General features: G+C 66.4%; 16 protein-coding genes. 12 read left to right on the top strand and 4 right to left on the bottom strand.

Annotated features, from left to right (window positions below):
• Window positions 1-61 precede the first annotated feature (61 nt).
• Together AB0M74_RS04810 and AB0M74_RS04805 are read right to left on the bottom strand one after the other, a co-directional pair.
• On the bottom strand, window positions 62-1,516 hold the full coding sequence (locus AB0M74_RS04810) for an alpha/beta hydrolase-fold protein (protein ID WP_364901660.1): 1,455 nt from the start codon (window positions 1,514-1,516) through the stop codon (window positions 62-64).
• A 73-nt stretch (window positions 1,517-1,589) separates the two neighbouring features.
• Window positions 1,590-1,796, bottom strand: a complete 207-nt coding sequence (locus AB0M74_RS04805) for a DUF5988 family protein (RefSeq protein ID WP_364901659.1) — start codon at window positions 1,794-1,796, stop codon at window positions 1,590-1,592.
• A gap of 91 nt (window positions 1,797-1,887) precedes the next feature.
• Between AB0M74_RS04805 and AB0M74_RS04800 the strand changes: the two genes are divergently transcribed.
• The 5 genes from AB0M74_RS04800 to ruvB all read left to right on the top strand — a co-directional run bounded on the left by AB0M74_RS04800 (window position 1,888) and on the right by ruvB (window position 5,294).
• Window positions 1,888-2,403 (top strand): O-acetyl-ADP-ribose deacetylase, encoded by a 516-nt coding sequence (locus tag AB0M74_RS04800; protein WP_364901657.1) that lies wholly within the window; start codon window positions 1,888-1,890, stop codon window positions 2,401-2,403.
• 71 nt (window positions 2,404-2,474) lie between these two features.
• Complete coding sequence (locus AB0M74_RS04795; protein WP_364901655.1) at window positions 2,475-2,921, top strand: acyl-CoA thioesterase; 447 nt, start codon at window positions 2,475-2,477, stop codon at window positions 2,919-2,921.
• Window positions 2,922-3,021: 100 nt separating this feature from the next.
• Window positions 3,022-3,591, top strand: coding sequence for a crossover junction endodeoxyribonuclease RuvC (ruvC, locus tag AB0M74_RS04790; protein WP_364901653.1), 570 nt, complete (start codon window positions 3,022-3,024; stop codon window positions 3,589-3,591).
• Complete coding sequence (gene ruvA / locus AB0M74_RS04785) at window positions 3,588-4,193, top strand: Holliday junction branch migration protein RuvA (protein WP_364901651.1); 606 nt, start codon at window positions 3,588-3,590, stop codon at window positions 4,191-4,193. The genes ruvC and ruvA overlap by 4 nt, the downstream gene beginning before the upstream one ends.
• Window positions 4,194-4,199: 6 nt before the next feature.
• Window positions 4,200-5,294, top strand: a complete 1,095-nt coding sequence (ruvB, locus tag AB0M74_RS04780; protein WP_364901649.1) for a Holliday junction branch migration DNA helicase RuvB — start codon at window positions 4,200-4,202, stop codon at window positions 5,292-5,294.
• A gap of 51 nt (window positions 5,295-5,345) precedes the next feature.
• Here ruvB and AB0M74_RS04775 read toward each other — a convergent pair whose 3' ends face one another.
• On the bottom strand, window positions 5,346-5,918 hold the full coding sequence (locus AB0M74_RS04775; protein ID WP_364901647.1) for a DivIVA domain-containing protein: 573 nt from the start codon (window positions 5,916-5,918) through the stop codon (window positions 5,346-5,348).
• A gap of 221 nt (window positions 5,919-6,139) precedes the next feature.
• On the bottom strand, window positions 6,140-6,805 hold the full coding sequence (locus AB0M74_RS04770) for a TetR/AcrR family transcriptional regulator (protein ID WP_364901645.1): 666 nt from the start codon (window positions 6,803-6,805) through the stop codon (window positions 6,140-6,142).
• Window positions 6,806-6,863: 58 nt separating this feature from the next.
• Here AB0M74_RS04770 and AB0M74_RS04765 point away from each other — a divergent pair, with 58 nt between their 5' ends.
• The 7 genes from AB0M74_RS04765 to AB0M74_RS04735 all read left to right on the top strand — a co-directional run bounded on the left by AB0M74_RS04765 (window position 6,864) and on the right by AB0M74_RS04735 (window position 16,854).
• Window positions 6,864-8,354 (top strand): NAD(P)/FAD-dependent oxidoreductase, encoded by a 1,491-nt coding sequence (locus AB0M74_RS04765; RefSeq protein WP_364901643.1) that lies wholly within the window; start codon window positions 6,864-6,866, stop codon window positions 8,352-8,354.
• A gap of 768 nt (window positions 8,355-9,122) precedes the next feature.
• Complete coding sequence (yajC, locus tag AB0M74_RS04760) at window positions 9,123-9,482, top strand: preprotein translocase subunit YajC (protein ID WP_364901642.1); 360 nt, start codon at window positions 9,123-9,125, stop codon at window positions 9,480-9,482.
• Window positions 9,483-9,610: 128 nt separating this feature from the next.
• Window positions 9,611-11,278, top strand: a complete 1,668-nt coding sequence (secD, locus tag AB0M74_RS04755) for a protein translocase subunit SecD (protein WP_364901640.1) — start codon at window positions 9,611-9,613, stop codon at window positions 11,276-11,278.
• Entirely contained in the window at window positions 11,275-12,501 is a 1,227-nt protein-coding gene (gene secF, locus AB0M74_RS04750; RefSeq protein WP_364901638.1) for a protein translocase subunit SecF, read from the top strand. The genes secD and secF overlap by 4 nt, the downstream gene beginning before the upstream one ends.
• Before the next feature lie 22 nt (window positions 12,502-12,523).
• Entirely contained in the window at window positions 12,524-14,242 is a 1,719-nt protein-coding gene (locus tag AB0M74_RS04745) for an ABC transporter substrate-binding protein (protein ID WP_364901636.1), read from the top strand.
• Window positions 14,243-14,279: 37 nt separating this feature from the next.
• On the top strand, window positions 14,280-14,852 hold the full coding sequence (locus AB0M74_RS04740; RefSeq protein ID WP_364901951.1) for an adenine phosphoribosyltransferase: 573 nt from the start codon (window positions 14,280-14,282) through the stop codon (window positions 14,850-14,852).
• 412 nt (window positions 14,853-15,264) lie between these two features.
• Window positions 15,265-16,854, top strand: a complete 1,590-nt coding sequence (locus AB0M74_RS04735; protein WP_364901634.1) for an ATP-binding cassette domain-containing protein — start codon at window positions 15,265-15,267, stop codon at window positions 16,852-16,854.
• Window positions 16,855-16,866: the final 12 nt, after the last annotated feature.

Below are 16,866 nucleotides of genomic sequence, written 5' to 3'. Positions count from 1 at the left end.
GCGGCGACCGACCTCGCGCACTCCAGGGGCGCGGTCGCGTGCTGATGGGTGATCCGATGGGTCACGGGGCAGCGGGTACCGGTAGACCGACGCGGGCGACGATCCACGGGAACGATGCGGTGAAGGCCGCCGAGGCGAATTGCCACGTGTGCCCGCCCTGAGTGGTGTGGATCGTGCAGTCGATGCCGACCTCGTGGCCCTGCCTGCACAGCTTCTCGGCCGCGCCGACCTCGCCGGTATCGGGCACACCGTCGTGGCCGCCCATGCCGGTCGAAGAGTCGTCGGCGGGTGGCCGGGGGTGTCCACCCGTCCTGGCGGGCGGTGGCGGGGTCAGGTCGTCGAAGAGTCCGGCGGTGCCGGTGTACGGGCCGTGTTTCGCCATGACGGTCAGCGGGTCGAAGGCCGCCCATTGGTCGGCGTCGCCACCGAAGAGGCGGGCGATGGTCTGCTCCCTGGTGCCCGAGACCGGACCGATGTCGCCCGCGATATCGACGAAGGTGCGCACCAGCTCCGGATGCATCACCGCCAGATCGACCGCGCAGGTGCCGCCCATCGACCAGCCGACCACCGCCCACTGCGCCGGATCCGCCGACGCACCGAACTCGGCTTCGACATAGCCGGGTACGTCACGGGTGAGGTGATCGGCCGCGTCGCCACGCGGGCCGTTCACGCACTCGGTGTCGTTGTTGAAACTGCCGCTGGAGTCGACGAAGACGAGGATCGGCGCGCGGCCGCTGTTGGCCGCGGTGAACTTGTCGACGCCGGGCATGATCTGGCCGCTGCGAACCCAGTCGGCGGGGGTGTTGAACTCGCCGCCGATCATCATCACCACTGGCAGCGCGGGCGGAGTTCGCTCCGCGAACCAGGCAGGTGGCAGGTACACATATTCGGTGCGATGCGGAAAACCACTGCCGGCGTCGGGGATCCGGACCGGCACGATTTTGCCGCTGCTGACGTTGGTGCCGCGCAGCGCGGGCAGCGCGTCGAGATCGGTTTGCTGTGGCAGCGGGCCTGCGGTGAGCGCGCTCCACACGGATTGCACGGTCGGGTAGTAGCCGACCCATTGATCGAGCACGATGCCCGTGCACAGCAGTGCCAGCGGAATCGCGAGAATCGACATCCCACGTCGCCACCATCGTGCGCTGCGCCAGCCGAGCACCGCCACTCCGATCGCCGCGCCGGTCGCGCCGACACATCCCCACAGCAGCGGCGGGGCGGGATCCGACGCCAGCCCCTGGTCGTTCATATAGGCCCATGCGGCGACCGCGCCTGCGATACCCGACGTCACGCACACCGGTACGCCGACACGACGCCAACGGCGCGTACGCCATCCGACGGCCGCGATGAGCACGGCGACTGCCACCAGCTCGATGGTCGATGGCAGCCAACCGTGCAACACCGATATTCCGTGATGAAAGGTGTTCTGGTAGTTGGGGTTCAGATCCGCCGGTGGAAGTTGCGGCGGTGGCGGCACCGGATCGGCGGGTGCGGCGAGAGGAGCTCGAAGGACGGGCACCTACGGCATTGTCGAGGTCATTGCTCGAGACAAGCTGTGAATCCGCTCCGGTGACACTGTGACCGCTCGGGGTTCACTGCGCGGTCTCGGTGCGCACCGTCCACTCGTAGACGGGCAGACTGCCCTCGGGTGTGTCTTTATGCCTGGCGGTGACCTTGAAATGCTCGTAGCCGCCCTTGAACGCGACCTTGAGCTCGATCCCCGGTGGTGTGATGGGAACGATGCGGGCCGGCAAGTCCTCCGGCCCGCCCTCGAGGACTGCCTTAACAGAGTTGCTCATCTTCGGATCGTAGGGGCATAGCCAGACCGAATCAGACAATTCCAGGAAACCACCGGCCGTCGGCGTGCCGCCGCAATGGCAGAATTCGGTCATGGTCGCACTGCAACTCGTGCGGGGAGACATCACCGAACAAACGGTGGACGCCGTGGTCAACGCCGCGAATTCGTCGTTGCTCGGTGGTGGCGGAGTCGACGGTGCCATCCATCGCAAAGGCGGGCCCGAAATTCTCGATGCATGTCGCAAGCTGCGCGCGTCGCACTACGACACTGGTCTGCGCACCGGGCAGGCGGTGGCGACGACGGCAGGTCGACTGCCGGCCCGCTGGGTGATCCACACGGTTGGTCCGGTGTGGTCGGCGACCGAGGATCGCTCGGATCTGCTGGCCTCTTGCTATCGCGAATCGTTGCGGGTGGCCGATGAATTGGGTGCGGGCACGGTCGCTTTCCCGGCGATCTCCACCGGCATCTTCGGCTGGCCGCTGGCGGACGGCGCCCGGATCGCTGTCGAGACCGTGTCCGTGGCGGTCACCGATGTGCGCGAGGTGCGGTTCGTTCTGTTCGACGAGCGCGCGTACGCGGCGTTCGCCGCACGGCTCACGGCGCAGTAGCTCGGCAACCGGGCCGGCCGAGTGCGCTCTGGATGCCGAAATGTGTCGGTGGCTTCTGCCATGGTGGTGCTGTGACGAATATCCAAGAACCGTTTCGGGTTCGGATCGATGTCCGCGTGTCCGACCTGGACCTCCAGCGGCATGTCACCGGCTCGGCCTATCAGCAGTTCGCCGACCACGCGCGGTTCGCCTGCGTGCAGGCGGCCGGGATATCCGTCGAGGACCTGCTGAGCTCGGGCCTCGGCCCGGTCAATCTCGAGACGGTGATCAAGTACCACCGCGAACTGCGTGCGGGCGATTCGGTGGACGTGTCGTGCTCGTGGATTTGGGGAGACGGCAAGACCTACCGCGTCGAGCACACTTTCACCCGATCCGATGGTGCGTTGTCGGCGACTGTCACCTTTGTCAGCGGACTGCTCGACCTTCAGGCGCGCCGCCTGGTGGCAAACCCCGCGCACGAATGGGCCTCGCGCGCCACCGAACCGGCGCTGCTGGGACTCGCGCCGGTGGCGCCCTGACTCGCTTCTCCCGATGACCCCGCACCCGTGTCGCTGTCGCAGGCACCGCGCGATGTCCTCTAGACTTCGAACAACTGTTCGCGTCTCCGAAGGGGTTTTCGTGCGGGTGATGGGTGTCGATCCCGGGCTCACCCGGTGCGGCCTCAGCATCGTGGAGGGCGGGCTCGGCCGGAAGGTGACCGCATTGGCCGTCGATGTGGTGCGTACGCCGGCGGATATGGATTTGGCACACCGCCTGCTCGGCGTCGCGGATGCGGCCGAACTCTGGATGGACACCCACCAACCCGAGGCAGTGGCGATCGAGCGGGTGTTCGCGCAGCACAATGTGCGCACCGCTATGGGCACCGCGCAGGCGGGCGGTGTGATCGCGCTCGCGGCGGCCCGCCGGGGGATACCCGTGGCCTTCCATACGCCCAGTGAGGTGAAGGCCGCCGTTACCGGCAACGGCACGGCGGACAAGGCTCAGGTGACGGCGATGGTGACGCGTATCCTCGGCCTCCAGGTCGCGCCGAAACCCGCGGACGCGGCCGATGCACTGGCCTTGGCGATCTGCCACTGCTGGCGTGCGCCGCTGCTGGATCGGATGGCCAGGGCCGAGGCACTGGCGGCGCAGGCGCAGCGGCGGTACGCGGAAAAGCTTGCTGAACAACGAAAGGCGGTACGCAGGTGATCGCGTCGGTACGCGGTGAGGTGCTGGAGATCGCCCTCGATCATGTGGTGATCGAGGCGGCGGGCGTCGGATACCGGCTCAACGTCACCCCGGCAACGCTGTCCACGCTGGCGCGCGGCGCGGAATCCCGGCTGTACACCGCGATGATCGTGCGCGAGGACTCGATGACGCTGTTCGGCTTCGCCGATACCGAATCCCGTGACCTGTTCGGGCTCTTGCAAACGGTGTCCGGCGTCGGCCCCCGGCTTGCCATGGCCGTGCTGGCCGTGCTCGAACCGGAGACGCTGCGCAAGGCGCTCGCGGAGAGCAACGTCACCGCACTGACCCGCGTCCCCGGCATCGGCAAACGCGGCGCCGAACGCATGGTCGTCGAATTGCGCGACAAGGTGAATCTCGTTCCTGTGCAGGCGGGTCCCCCCGGCGCCACCCCGACGCCGGTGCTCACGCCCGTGCGTGAGCAGGTTGTCGAGGCGTTGACCGGGCTCGGCTTCTCGCTCAAGCAGGCCGAGCAGGCGGTCGACGCGGTGCTCGCCGAACAGCCCGCCGCCGACACCGCGATCGCGCTGCGCGCGGCCCTCGCTTCCCTCGGCAAGAACCGGTAGCGCGGCATGGACTACGACGACGTCGAATCCGACAGGGGTGACCAATCCCAGGTCACCGCAAGCTATCTCAGGTCCGACGGTGAGATCGAGGCCAGCCTGCGTCCGAAGTCGCTCGACGATTTCATCGGCCAGCCGCGCGTGCGTGAACAGCTCGCGCTGGTGCTGCGCGGCGCCAAACAACGCGGCGGCACCCCCGATCACGTGCTGCTGTCCGGTCCGCCAGGTCTCGGTAAGACCAGCATGGCGATGATCATCGCGGGTGAACTGGGCACCGCGCTGCGGATCACCTCCGGCCCCGCGCTGGAACGGGCAGGCGACCTCGCCGCCATGCTCAGCAACCTGGTCGACGGCGATGTGCTGTTCATCGACGAGATCCACCGCATCGCGCGGCCCGCCGAGGAAATGCTGTACCTGGCCATGGAGGACTTCCGTGTCGACGTAGTCGTCGGTAAGGGCCCCGGCGCGACCTCGATACCGCTCGATATCGCGCCTTTCACCTTGGTCGGCGCCACCACCCGCTCGGGGGCACTCACCGGCCCGCTGCGTGACCGCTTCGGCTTCACCGGCCACATGGACTTCTACGAGCCCGAGGAGCTGCTGCGCATTCTGCAGCGCTCGGCGCACATCCTCGGTGTCACCCTCGAATCCGAAGCGGCCGCCGAAATCGCGGGCCGTTCGCGCGGTACGCCCCGCATCGCGAATCGGCTGCTGCGCCGCGTCCGCGACTACGCCGAGGTGCGTGCCGACGGTCTGATCACCCTGCCGATCGCGCGGGCGGCACTCGAGGTCTACGACGTCGACGCGCTCGGTCTCGATCGCCTGGACCGCGCGGTGCTCGCCGCGCTGGTCCGCAGCTTCGGCGGTGGTCCGGTCGGTGTGTCGACGCTGGCCGTCGCGGTGGGGGAGGAAGCGGCCACCGTCGAGGAGGTCTGTGAGCCGTTCCTCGTCCGCGCGGGCATGGTCGCGCGGACGCCGCGAGGTCGTGTCGCCACTGCCGCGGCATGGGAGCACTTGGGCCTGGTCCCGCCACCGGACCTGGTCTTCGGGTCGATCGAAGTCCGCGGTCGCGAACCACAACCGACCTCGGATGCCTTCGACTGACCGTGTGGGGCAGCCTGCTGCGCCCTGCCGCCCGGCGCGACGGGTGCGTGGTCAGCGGTGATGTGCCGCGCGCTCCAGTGCGGTGACGACGAGGTCGAGGAATGCGTCCACCTCGCCGTGCTCATACCCGCGGGTGCTGAGCCTGGCCTCGGTGAACCGCACCGCACGCACATCGGTGACGGTGAGGCTGCTGGGACCGCCGTGGGCGAGGGTCGCAGCGACGAGGTCGAGAAACGCGTCGACTTCGTCGGTGTCGTAGCCGCGGCGACCGATGGGCGCCTGGGTGAATCGCATCCGGTGGATGTCGTCGGGTGTCAGCAGTGGCCCGGAGCCGTTGCCGGACGCGGGCACCGGCAACGTGCCCAGCTGCCGGAATTCCAGCTCTATCCGGATCTGATCGAGGAATTCGTCGACCTCGTCGGCCTGGTAGCCGCGCCCACCGAACCGGGGTGCGTCGAAGGTCACGTGCCGGACGTCGTCCGCGGTGAGCGTGCCACGTCCGTCGAGCGTGGCGGCGATGAGCTCCAGGAAGGCGTCGACCTCATCGGCGTGATAGCCGCGGTGTCCGAGCGGCGGCATGGGAAAATGGGTCCGGCTGACGTCCTCGGGGGTCACGCGCGACATTCTTTCAGCGTCATTGCCCTGCTCTGGTCGAATACCACTTCTTCGTACTCCGCGGTCTCTTGCGAACACGTGCGACCCCCATGTGGACACCGTCGATCAGTGTTCACCCTAGCCTCCGAAATCGTGCTCGTATCCAGTGAAATTCGGCCGGCTGCTTGCGGATGATCGATGGCGGCCGAGTGTCTTTGCGCCACAATGTATCTGTGGTGTAGCGACGGCGATCAGCCTTTGCGGACGCCATCGATGAGCAGCCTACGGATCGCCTCGTTGAGTCCGTCGACGGCGGCGGGGTCGGGGCTGCGCAGTCCGTGCACGATGCCGGCGATGAGCATGCCGGTAACGGCCTTTGCGGTGTTGGTGGTGTCCAGATCGGCCCGCAGGTACCCGAGTTCGACGCCGTGCGACAGGTAGCCGGCGGTCAATGCGTCGGCCATGTCGAGCAGGCCGTAGAGCCGGGCGGTGAGTTCGTCGTCGATACCGGTCGCGTGGAACAGCAGCAGCTGGGCCACCCTGCGGTCCTCGACGAGGATGTGGTTGAGCGCCACGCCGATGCGGTCGAGTTGGGCGCGGTAGTCGTCGAGCGAGGCCGCGGCGTCCGGGGCGTTCTCGGTGCCGAGGGCAGCGACTATGCGCCCGGCGAGGTCGTCGATGACGTGATCGATGATGTCGCGCTTATTGCTGAAGTATCGGTAGAAGGTGCCGTGGCCGATGCCGAGTACGCCGGCGATGTCCGCGATTCCGGTGGCGTGATAGCCCTTCTCCGCGAAACAGACGAAGGCGGTGTCGATGATGTCCTGGCGCAGTTCGGCTTTGCGTCGCTCAGCACGCGTGGATGGCTTCGTCACCCTCACGATGATACTGTGTTCACAAACGGAATGATGTGTCATTCCGTGAAGATTGCTTCACATTCCATGACGGAATGGTTCACTCAGCAGGAGGTTCGACGTGGCGCCTCAGTTCGATGCGGTCGTTGTCGGTGCAGGTTTCGGTGGAATGGGTGCGGGCATCGAGCTCGACCGGCTCGGTCTGAGCAATTTCGTCATCCTGGAACGCGAAGACGATCTCGGCGGCACCTGGCACGTCAATCACTACCCGGGTCTCGCGGTGGACATCGCCTCGGTGACCTACTCGTACTCGTTCGAGCCCAATCCCTACTGGACGCGTCTGTTCGCGCCCGGCGCGGAGCTCAAGAAGTACGCCGAGTTCGTCGCCGACAAGTACGGCCTGCGCCGCAGGATGCGTTTCGGCACCGTGGTAGACGGCGCCCGTTGGGACGAGGAGCGCCAGTACTGGGTGGTGTCCGTCGCGGGCGGTGAAACCATTACCGGCCGTTACCTTCTCACGGCCACCGGGTTTCTCTCCCAGCCTTACACCCCGCCGTTTCCCGGCATCGACTCCTTCGCGGGCAAGATCATCCACACCACCGCGTGGGAGGACGACTTCGACCTCACCGGTCGCAAGGCCGCGATCATCGGCACCGGCGCGACCGCCGTCCAGCTGGTGCCCGAGGCTGCCGAGAAGGTCGCGGAGCTCACCGTCTTCCAGCGCACCCCGATCTGGGTAGTGCCGAAGGTCGACACCGCGATCCCCGGCCCGGTGCAGAAGCTGTTCGCGCGAGTGCCCGCCACTCAGAAGGCGGCCCGGCTGGTCAACACCGGCATGCTCGAGGCGCTGATGGTCGTCGGTGTGCTGCACTTCAAGCAGGCCAAGCCGCTGAACAAGGCCGCGAGCCTGCTCGCGAAGGCGCACTTGCGTGCGCAGGTGCGCGACAAGGAAACGCGCAAGAAGTTGACACCGCACTACGACTTCGGCTGCAAGCGCCCGACCTTCTCCAACCTGTACTTCAAAACGTTCAACCGGCCGAACGTGCGCCTCGAGACCAACTCGATCGATCACGTCGAGGCCGACGGCATCGTGACCGCCGACGGACACAAGACCGAGATCGACACCCTGATCCTTGCCACCGGCTTCAATCTGTGGGATGTGAACTTCCCGGCCATCGAGATCATCGGCCGTGAGGGCGTCGACCTCGGAAAGTTCTGGCGCGACAACCGTTTCCAGGCCTACGAGGGCATCACCGTGCCCAAATTCCCGAACTTCATCAGCCTCAACAGCCCGTACTCCTACAGCGGCCTGTCGTACTTCACCACCATCGAGGCTCAGATGAAGCATATGGGCAGGCTGCTGCAGGAGACCTTCCGTCGTGGTGAGACAACCTTCGAGGTGACCGAGCAGGCCAACGCACACTTCCTGAACCGAGTGACCGACAAGCTCGGCTCCTCGGTGTTCTATGGCGGCGACTGCTCGACCGCGCGCAGCTACTACTTCAACCAGCACGGCGAGGCCGCGCTACTGCGCCCGACCAGCACCATCAACGCCCACCGCGAGGCAGTCGGCTTCCCACTCGACGACTACACCTACGGCAAGTCCGCCTAGCGCTGCCCCGTTGCGTCCGCGGTCGCGCATGCCGGCCGCGGGCTCGCCTGATTCCGCTGACTGGTCCGCCCGCTGATCTTCGACGACGGCTTCCGTTATCGGACCGGCAACCTCGACTACCCCTGGAACTGGTTCAACAAGCCCCACTCATCGTGGAACGCGGGGGCAACGCGCCACTGATCACGGTCGTGGCCGTCGGCGAGGTGCACCGCGGCCGTGTCCTTCCGTATTTGCCCAGGTAGGGGTGGTTCGGAGACCCGTGGCCGTTCGATGTTCGGGCGGCGCAGACACCATTGACTCCGGGCCCCGGGCATGCCGAACCAGGGACGGGCTTCGGTCATCTCGGCCAATTCGTAGAGCTCGGGCGTGGACAGGGCACCGGGTGCCTTCTAGGAAAGGGTCTTGACGTCGATTCGTGCAGCTTCGGCCATCATCGTCCTTCTTTCTGAATGCACAGAACGTCCCGATCCGCGGGCTCGATTGGCGATGAGTTCGTGCGAAGACAGCCTCCCGGCAGCGCAGGCGGGACGTCCTGTATGGTGAATTTCCTGCGAGATCAACTGTAACGCAACAAGATTCGCCTACATCTCAGCTTCGCTGAGAAGTTCGATGCCGACCGGTTCGTCGCCGACCGGCCATGCGCCCATCGCCGGTCGGAGCGCGAATCGGGACGTCAAGGGTGTGCCGGTGTGGCAGTGGCGACACGAGCTGGCAGACTGTTGAGATACCTGTCCACACCCACCCAAAGACTAGGGACTGACTTCGACGATGGAACTTCTGTTTCCGCTAGTGCTGGTAGGCCTGTTCGTGTCGATGTACCTGATGTCTCGCCGCCAGAAGCGCGAGGCGCAGAAAGTCGCCGACATGCAGGGCAGCCTGAAAGTCGGCGATCAGGTCACCACCACGTCGGGGCTGTACGGCACCGTGGTCGATCTCGACGACACCACCGTCGATCTCGAGATTGCCGAAGAGGTCGTCACCACGTGGCTGCGCCTGGCCATCCGTGAGGTGCGCACCGAGGACGAGACCACGGATCAGGTCACGGACGAGACCGTGACCGAGGAGGCCGTCGACGATGTCGTCGAAGAGTCCGCGGAACAGCCCGAGACCCGGCTGACCAAGGACTGACCGGCCCGACCGGTTATCGGTGAGCCCGCGCGCCCGATGATGCCGTGGGTCCCACTCCCGGGTACCCGGCGCCGCTGGTGCGTGCCCGTCCGTTCCACCTCGACTTCCCGCCTAGGAGATGACGTACTGTGCCACCTTCCCAAGGATCGGCGCATCCGCTCCGGCTGCTCGGCGTCTATGCCGCGCTGCTGGCCGTGATCTATGCGTTGGTGTTCTTTACCGGTGACAAAGACCCGACCCCCAAGCTCGGCATCGACCTGCAGGGTGGCACCCGGGTCACGCTGACCGCGCGCACCCCCGACGGCAGCAAGCCGAGCCAGGACAGCCTGCGGAAGGCACAGGAGATCATCGAGAACCGGGTCAACGGACTCGGCGTAGGTGGCTCCGAGGTCGTGATCGACGGTGACAACATCGTCATCACGGTGCCGGGCGACGACGGTCAGCAGGCCCGTGCGCTGGCGACCACCGCGAAGCTGTACATCCGGCCGGTGCTGGACAACGAATCGGTGGCGAACCGGGGTGTGCCGCAGCAGCCGGCGCAGTCGCCCGCCGCGACGCCGTCGAGCCCCGCACCGGAAACACCGGAAGAGGTGTCGCCCGAGCCCGCGCCGCAGCAGCGGGTGTTCCCCGCGCAGGCGCCGACCGAGCCGCCCGCGCCGTCCGGTTCCCCACAGGAACAGGCGCAGCAGGAAATCGCTACGGCCAAGGCGGTCCGGCAGAGCACCGACCCGACCATCCAGAAGGCCGCGATGGCTGCGCTGGATTGCAGCAAGCCCGACCCGCTGGCAGGCAATGACGATCCGAAGCTGCCGTTGGTCGCCTGCTCCACCGACGGCACCGAGGTGTTCCTGCTCGACAAGAGCCGCATCGACGGCCAGGAGATCAAGAACGCGAGCTCCGGGCTCAACCAGCAGCAGGCGCGGCACGAGGTCAACCTCGAGTTCAAGTCCGGCGGCAGTGACGCCTGGGCCACGCTGACCGGTGAATACCTCCAGAAGCGAGTCGCGTTCGTCCTCGACTCGAAGGTCGTCAGCGCGCCCGTCGTGCAGGCGGGACCCCAGCAGGGCGGTCGCACCACCATCAGCGGCAATTTCACCGCCACCAGCGCGAAGGAACTCGCGAACACGCTGAAGTACGGTTCGCTGCCACTGTCGTTCCAGATCTCGGAAGCCGAAACCGTCTCGGCGACGTTGGGGCTTTCCTCGTTGAAGGCCGGCCTGCTCGCGGGCGCGGTCGGTCTCGTTGTGGTGTTGCTCTACTGCCTGGCCTACTACCGGATGCTCGGTTTCCTGACCGGCTTGTCATTGGTCGCCTCCGGGCTCGCCGTATTCGGCATCATGGTCCTGCTCGGGCGGTGGATCGGCTTCACCCTCGACCTTGCCGGCATCGCGGGCCTGATCATTGGTATCGGCATGACCGCCGACTCGTTCGTGGTGTTCTTCGAACGCATCAAGGACGAGATGCGTGAAGGTCGCAGCTTCCGATCGGCCGTGCCACGCGGCTGGCAGCGCGCCCGCCGGACAATCCTGTCCGGCAACGCGGTGAGCTTCATCGCGGCGGCGGTGCTCTACGCGCTGGCCGTCGGCCAGGTGCGCGGCTTCGCGTTCACCCTCGGTCTCACCACCGTGCTCGACGTGGTGGTGGTGTTCCTGGTGACCGCGCCGCTGGTGTTGCTGGCCTCCAGGACGGCCTTCTGGTCGAGCCCGTCGGTGAATGGTCTCGGTGCGATCCAGCAGGTCGCCCGTGAGCGCAAGGCGGCCGATGCCGCACTCGGGGAAAGCGTGAGGACGCGATGACCAACAGCCAGACCACGCCCTCGCTGCACCAGCACGAGGACGATCCCGAAACCGATGAGGTGCGGTACGCCGCGCAGCCCAAGCACAGCTTCCTCAACCGGCTCTACACCGGCACCGGCGCCATCGACGTCATCGGAAAGCGCCGGATGTGGTACCTCATCACCGCAACGATCGTGCTGATCTCGCTGGGCAGCATCGTATTTCGCGGTTTCACCCTGGGTATCGACTTCGAGGGCGGTTCACGGATCCAGTTCCCGGCGGGTAGTGCGACCACCAGCCAGGTGGAGGACGTCTACCGCGGTGCTATCGGCACCGACCCGGTGTCGGTGCAAACGGTGGGCACGGGCGCGTCGTCCACCATGTTGATCCGCTCCGAGGCGCTCGACAAGAATCAAGTGGAAGCGCTGAACAACGCGCTGTTCAGCAAGTTTCAGCCCAAGGACCGGGACGGGAATCCGAGCCGCGCCGCGATCAGCACCTCCGACGTCAGCGAAACCTGGGGCAGCCAGATCACCCGCAAGGCCCTCATCGCACTCGCGGTGTTCCTCGTGCTGGTCGCCATCTACATCACCGTCCGGTTCGAGCGGGACATGGCGATCGCCGCCCTTGCCGCCTTGGGCTTCGATGTCTCGGTGACGGCGGGCGTCTACTCGATTGTCGGCCTGGAGGTCACGCCGGCTACCGTGATCGGCATCCTCACCATTCTCGGCTTCTCGCTGTACGACTCGGTCGTTGTCTTCGACAAGGTCGAGGAGAACACCAGAGGCATCCTGCATTTGAACCGTCGGACCTACGGTGAGCAGGCCAACCTCGCGGTCAACCAGACCCTGATGCGTTCGATCAACACCGCGCTGATCGGTATCCTGCCGATCGTCGGCCTGATGGTGATCGCGGTGTGGATGCTCGGCGTCGGCACGCTCAAGGACCTGGCGCTCGTGCAGCTGGTCGGCCTGCTGGTCGGCACCTACTCCTCGATCTTCTTCGCCACCCCGTTGCTGGTGTCGATCAAGGAACGCTGGGGTCCGGTCGCGGCGCACACCAAGAAGGTGCAGACCAAGCGGTCGGGCGTGGCCGCGGCCCGTGCGGGCGCCGAGGCCGAGCGGCGCGCGGTCGCCGCGACACGCCGGGATTACTCCGAAGCGCCGCGACGGGCGCGGGAGCCGGGCGATGCTCCCCGGCCCGGCACACGCCCGAGCGGGAAACGGTACAAGAAGAAGCACTGACCTACAGGCAGGAGTTTCCTCCATGCGTAAGCAGTCGCTGGCGCGTCTGATCGGATCGGTGGCTGCGGGCACCCTGGCGGCCGGGATGGTCGCCGGGTGCTCCGGTCAGAACCAGGTGCCGTCCATCGGCTATGCGGTCGATGCCGTGATCGCCAGCTACAACGGTGGCAGCACCCTTGGTGCGAGCAGCGGCTCGGCGGCCGTGTTCGGGCGGGTGCTGACGGGGTTCTTCTACACCGGACCGGACGGTCAACAGGTCGCCGACACCGACGCGGGCACCGCGAAAGAGGTTCCCGGTGAGGCGCAGACCGTGCAGTACCGGCTCAACCCGGACGGTGTGTACTCCGATGGCGTGCCCACCTCGTGTGATGACCTGGTGCTGGCCTGGGCCGCGCGCAGCGGCCGGTTCACCAAACCCGGTGACCGTAGCCACGCACCGCTGTTCGACGCGGCCAACAGCGCCGGGTACGACGACATCGAGCGGGTGGACTGCCAGCCCGGCTCCAAGGACGCCACCGTGGTGTTCCGGCCCGACCGGCATTTCGTGCCGTGGCACACCTTGTTCACCGCAGGCGAGCTGATGCCGGCACACGTCGCCGCACGGGTGGCCAACGTGCCGAATGTGGTGTCGGCCTTGCAAACCGGTGATCCCGGCGCGATCGAGCGGCTGGCCGACTTCTGGAACAACGGCTGGACCATGAGCTCGGGCAGTGGTCTCGACCTGTCCCGCTTCCCGTCGTCCGGGCCCTATCGGATCGAATCCTATTCCGCCACGGACGGTTTGGTGCTCGTCGCGAATGAGCGCTGGTGGGGCAACAAGCCCGAGACCGGACGGATCGTGGTGTGGCCCAAGACCGTCGATGTGCGAGCCAAGGTCGCCGACAATGCTGTCGGTGTGGTCGATGTCGGCGCTGGATCGGTCAAAGATCTGAACCTGGAAGGTTTTTCGGTGCGCACGGTGCCGGGCCGCGGCGTCGAGCAGCTGGTGCTCGGGACCGGGGGAGTGTTCGGTTCGGCGGATGCGCGCCGTGCGTTCGCCCTGTGTGTGCCGAGGCAGGCGCTGTTCGACAAACTCGGCAAGGCGAAGGACGCGCCCAAGACCGGTCTCGGCGCCGCACCGCTGAATTCCCGCATCGTGCAGCAGGACTCGCTGTACTACCCGGCGGTCACCGGCGCCGCCGAGAAATATCGCGGCGCCGACGTCCCCGCCGCCACCGCGGCGCTGGCCTCTTCCGGCGCGGGCAAGCCCACCGTCCGCATCGGCTACCTGCAGCCCGATGAGCGTCGCGCACAGACCGTCGCGATGATCGCCGAGGCGTGCAAACCGGCCGGCCTCACCGTCGTCGACGCAGGCTCCGCCGATTTCACCCCCGCTCAGCTCACCGAGGGCAAAGTCGACGCCGTCCTCGCGAGTACCGCGGCGGCGTCGGGTCCGGCCGGATCGCTGGCCGGGATGGCCGCGACCAGCGCGTTGCGCACAGGTAGCGGGCTCAATTTCGGTCGCTTCGGTAACGGGCGATACGATGCGATCACCGATCAGCTTGCGGCCGACGACAACTCGACCACAACGCTGAATCTGCTCACCGAGGCCGAAAACCTGCTGTGGTCGGAGATGCCGAGCGTCCCCCTGTTCGTCAATCCCCGCATCATCGCCTTCGGCAACGGTCTGCAGAACGGCATCGCCGGCCCCACGCAGGGCGGGACCGGCTGGAACATGGACCGCTGGGTGTTGAAGCGGTGACAAGGTGTTGTGGGTGATGGACCATGGAGAGGTGTCGATGAGCAAGCACGCGGCGGTCGAATCAGACGAACTGGCAACCGAGCGGACCACAAAGGCCGCCGAGCTGGTCGAGCGTCTTACCCGGTGGCACGACGATTTCCCCACTCCTGGCGTTCGTTTTGCTGATCTGAGCCCGGTATTTGCCGATCCGGAGGGATTCCGCGCCGTCATCGACTGCCTCGCGGACTGCGCACCGCAGGCCGATCTGGTCGCCGGCGTCGATGCCCGCGGCTTCATTATCGGCGCGGGCGTCGCGGCCACCCTCGGCACCGGCGTCCTCGCGGTTCGCAAGGCGGGCAAGCTGCCCCCGCCTGTGATCACCCGCGAATACAGTCTCGAATATGGCACCGCGGCCCTGGAGATCCCCGCCGATGGCATCGATTTGAAGGGTCGCCGTGTGCTGCTCCTCGACGATGTTCTGGCTACCGGCGGCACTCTCGCCGCAGCAGCGGCCCTCTTCGCCGATGCGGGCGCCGACGTTGTCGCCGCCGCGGTGGTCCTCGAACTCGAATTCCTCGGTGGGCGCGAGCGCCAGGGCGACTATCCGCTGACTTCGGTGGTGCGCGTCTAGCAATCGAAAGCATCCGTCAGGACATTGCTCCGGTGCAGGCCGGGAGAATACCGCGCATCATCAGCCTTCCGGGCTGATGGTGCGCGGTTTCGTCGTGCCCGGCCACCGCCATGTTGGCGCGCAACATCTGCTTCGAGGCGCCGACCGTGGCAGTCGAAGCGGAGCGGGGTGCGCCCGGCGCGATCCGGCATCCGGTCGGCCGCGTTGTCGGCGCGCATCCAAGATCGCGCAGGCCGCACAACTGCGGAGCGGATGTGATCCAAATATCACTGGCGCGATCGGTGTGGGTTTGTTTAATCTTATCGAGTCTTGTTCCCGTTGATCGGAGTCATGCCGTTGCTCTCATGAGGTAACCACTCGGGCGGCCCGCGTCTCGCGCGTCGCATTCCGTTGCAACCTCTGGGGTAGGCACATGGCCAATCTTTCTATTTCCGATCTCACTTTCTCGTGGCCCGATGGGACTCCCGTCTTCGATGGGCTCGACGCTGTGCTCGGTCCCGGTCACCTCGGTCTGGTCGGCAGCAACGGCGTCGGCAAATCGACGCTGTTGCGGCTGATCGCCGGTGAACTGCCGCCGGTGCGTGGCTCGATGACGGTTTCCGGTCGCCTGGGTTATCTGCGGCAGGATCTCGGGCTCGGCGACGGGCAGCGGGTGGACGAAGTGCTCGGCATCGCGGATACGCGAAAAGCTTTGCACCGCATCGAATCCGGTATGGCCGACGATGTCGACTTCGACATCGTCGGTGGCCAGTGGGACGTCGAGGAGAGCGCCGTCGCGCTGCTCGGCCGCCTCGGTCTGCACTATCTGGCCGATTCGACAGAGCAGCTCGATCGTCGACTCGAAACCCTGTCCGGCGGCGAGACGGTCCTGCTGGGATTGGTGGCGCAGCTGCTGCGCGAGCCCGACGTGTTGTTGTTGGACGAACCGACGAACAACCTGGATCATGTTGCCAGGCAGCGGCTTTATACCGTGGTTGCCCAGTTTTCCGGCACAGTGCTCACCGTGAGTCACGATCGTGAGCTGCTGGACCGGATGACCTCCATCGTTGAGCTGCGGCAGGGCGAATTACGGTTGTTCGGCGGAAATTTCAGCGAATACGAGCGGATCATCGAGGCCGAGCAGCAGGCTGCGCGGGCGGCGATCCGCGATGCGCGCAGCGATGTGCGCAAGCAGGCGCGCGAACTCGTGGAGGCGCGGATCAAACTGGATCGTCGACTGCGCTATGGGCAGAAGATGTGGGACAACAAGCGCGAACCGAAAATCGTCATGAACGAGCGGAAGCGGCAAGCGCAGGTGTCGGCGGGCAAGCTGCGCAACAACCACATCGAAAAGGTCGATACCGCAAAGGAACAGCTCCAGCAGGCGCAGGAGTTGCTCCGCGATGACAGGGAGATCCGTGTCGATCTGCCCGACACCCGGTTGTATCCGGGCCAGGACGTGATCGACCTCGACGAGGTCCGGCTTGCGTGTGGACCGATGGTGACGATGCGGGTGACCGGCCCGGAGCGTATCGCGCTCACCGGGCGTAACGGCGTCGGCAAAACCACGCTGCTACACCGGATCGTCGAGGAAGCGCCGAAGGTCGCGTGGCGGATGCTGCCGCAGCGTCTCGACGTCTTCGACGAGCAGTGTTCGGTATTCGAGAACGTGGCGGCGGTGGCACCGCACGCGTCGGCGGAGCAGATCCGGGCTCAGTTGGCGCGGTTCCTGTTCCGGGGCGGCGACGCCGATGTCGCCGCCTCGGCACTGTCCGGTGGTGAACGCTTGCGTGCCGCGCTGGCCATGCTGTTGCTGGCCGACCCGGCGCCCAAGCTGTTGCTGCTCGACGAGCCGACCAACAATCTCGACCTGCCGAGCCTGGAGCATCTGACTCAGGCGCTCGCGAGTTTCGAGGGCGCGCTGATCGTGGTGAGCCACGACCCGCGATTCCTCGATGACATCGGCGTGACTCGCCGTGTGGAACTCACCGCCGACGGCCTGGTCGAGACACGGGTGTGCTGATGCGGTGGCGTG

Origin of the sequence: Nocardia sp. NPDC051463, assembly GCF_040681975.1 — a bacterium.
Taxonomy (GTDB): domain Bacteria; phylum Actinomycetota; class Actinomycetes; order Mycobacteriales; family Mycobacteriaceae; genus Nocardia.
The sequence above is the reverse complement of the archived record's forward strand: the minus strand, read 5'-3'. Positions and strand labels throughout refer to the sequence as shown.